Genomic DNA, 2,258 nt, shown 5'->3' with positions numbered 1-2,258 from the left:
ATCCTCGAAAACGATCACTGGACCGTTGCCGCCCAGCTCCAGAAGCAGCGGCTTGCCGGCGACGCGCTCGGCGATTTTCCTGCCGGTCGCGGCGCTCCCCGTAAAGCCGATGGCCGCGACGTCGGGATGGACCACGACGGCATCGCCGGCGGTTGCGCCTTCACCGATAACCAGGTTGATGACGCCTGCTGGAAGACCGGCGCTGTCGATTACCTCCATCAAGGCACAGGCGACCAGCGAGGTGGACGGGGCGGGCACCCAGACGATGGTGTTGCCGGTCGCAATGCCCGGTGCCAGATATTCCACGGGGATGTTGACCGGGAAATTCCAAGGGGTGATGACGCCGTACACGCCACGCGGCTGGCGGATCGTCATGACGAGTTTCGTCGGATCCTCCGCGGGCAGGGTCTGGCCACCCAGTTGCTTGACGAGCTCGGATGCGAGTCGGAAGCCATCGGCGGCCTTGCCGACCTCACCCATGGCCTCCGCAAGAACCTTGCCCTGCTCGGCCGAGAGGATGCGTGCAATCTTTTCTTGCGCGGCGTCGATTGCCGAGGCGATGGCAACGCAGATCGCGGCGCGCTTGAAAACCGGCATGCCTGCCCATGCCGGCGCGGCTGCCTTTGCAGCGGCGACGGCCCGTTGTGCCGTCTCGCGGCTTGATCGCGGGAGTTGGGCAATGATCTCTCCGGTCGCGGGATTGACCGCCGCCATAGTATCCGGCTCCGTCCGCCATTCGCCGCCTATGAAATTGGCCGGCGCGTCTCTCATTGCGTAGCCACCATCCATTTTCAGATCTCCTTTATTCCGCCGCTGCTGCGAGCGTTTGATCATCGGTACCGATATCCTGGCCGGCAATGACCAGACCGGCGGCAAAGATACGTTCAGGCGCAACGACAATCTCGCCGCGCGTGTCTTCAAGGGAAAACGCGCCATTGCGCAATTCGAGGACGCTTGCATCCCCGGCCGAGCCAATCTTGAACGTTCCAAGCTCAGGGCGCTGCAATGCCTTGGCCGCATTGATGGTCGAGGCCGCGATGATGTCGTTGATCGACATGCCGAGCGCCAGGAATTTTGAAAGCGTCGTGACCTGATCGTAGGCCGGGCCCTCGATGCAGAGCGCATGAACATCGGAGGAGATGGTGTCCGGCAGGAAACCTTGCGCCATCATCGCGCGCGCCGTTTTCCAGGAGAAGGAGCCCATCCCGTGGCCGATATCGAAAAGGACGCCGCGTTGCCTTGCCTCGAGGATCTCCGGCTTGATCTTGCCTGCGCCGTCGACGGGCGCATTGGGGAAGGGCCGGAAACAATGGGTCAGCACATCGCCAGCACGCAAGCGCGAGACAACGGCCTCATAGGAGGGCGGCGGCTCATCGATGTGGGCCATCAGCGGCAGGCCCGTCTCGTCGGCAACCTGCAGCGCGACATCGAGAGGCTGGATACCGGCGGGACCGGAGGCGTGGCGACCGATACGCACCTTCACGCCAATGATGACGTCACGGTTGGCATTGATGACCTCGACTGCCTCACGCCCGGCAAGAAGCCGCATGTCATGGCCTTCGCCGATCATGATGTTCTTGGCAAAACCATAGATGCCGGCGAAGGAGATGTGCAGGTAGACGAGAATGCGGGCCGTGCTCCGCTCGATCACATGCTTGCGAAATCCCGGGAAATTTCCCGGTCCGGCACTTCCGGTATCGACGCAGGTCGAAACCGCGCTCTTGCGAGCAAACGCGTCCGGGTCCACACCGAGCGACGTTCCACCCCAGTAAACATGCGTGTGCAGATCGATCAGGCCGGGCGTCACGATCAAGCCGGAGACGTTTCGTTCTTGCGCGCCGGAAAGACCGTCCCCAAGCGCAGCCACCTTTCCGCCAGCAAAGGCGACATCGGTGATGCGGTCGATGCCCTGGGAAGGATCGATGACGCGACCATTTTTCAAAACGAGATCATAGGGCATGAATTCGGCTTTCAGTTTCCAAGAAATGCTGATTGATGCGGGTGCCGTCCTCGGCGGCGAAATAGCGGACAACGTCGGGGCTCGCGCAGAGGGTGATGCGTTCGCCCGAGGACAGGCCGGACGCATCGCTGCAGGTTGCCCGGACGATGTGGCCGGCGACGTCGACGTCGAGGAATTGGAAGGGCCCAGCGGGTTCGATAAGCACAAGCTCGCCCGAAAGTGTGAGACCACCATTGCCGCGGGATGCCGGCTTCAGGTCGTGGGGACGCACGCCGAGAATCTGGTCGGAACTTCCGCC

3 protein-coding genes are annotated in these 2,258 nt (G+C 62.6%); all 3 read right to left on the bottom strand.

From position 1 onward, the window contains the following. The coding region (locus tag EOA13_RS35790) for an aldehyde dehydrogenase family protein (RefSeq protein WP_245490583.1) at window positions 1–714 on the bottom strand (714 nt) is incomplete at its 3' end. Window positions 715–802: 88 nt separating this feature from the next. After that, window positions 803–1,960: an amidohydrolase/deacetylase family metallohydrolase gene (locus tag EOA13_RS35785; protein ID WP_127297871.1), complete on the bottom strand. Its 1,158-nt coding sequence runs from the start codon at window positions 1,958–1,960 to the stop codon at window positions 803–805. Beyond that, window positions 1,950–2,258, bottom strand: a 309-nt coding sequence (locus EOA13_RS39210; protein ID WP_245490582.1) for a TOBE domain-containing protein, incomplete at its 5' end; no start/stop codon positions are given. The genes EOA13_RS35785 and EOA13_RS39210, both read right to left, overlap by 11 nt.

Source organism: Mesorhizobium sp. M7A.F.Ca.US.011.01.1.1, assembly GCF_003998295.1.
In the GTDB taxonomy this organism is placed as follows: domain Bacteria; phylum Pseudomonadota; class Alphaproteobacteria; order Rhizobiales; family Rhizobiaceae; genus Mesorhizobium.
This window is presented reverse-complemented; position numbering and strand designations above follow the sequence as displayed.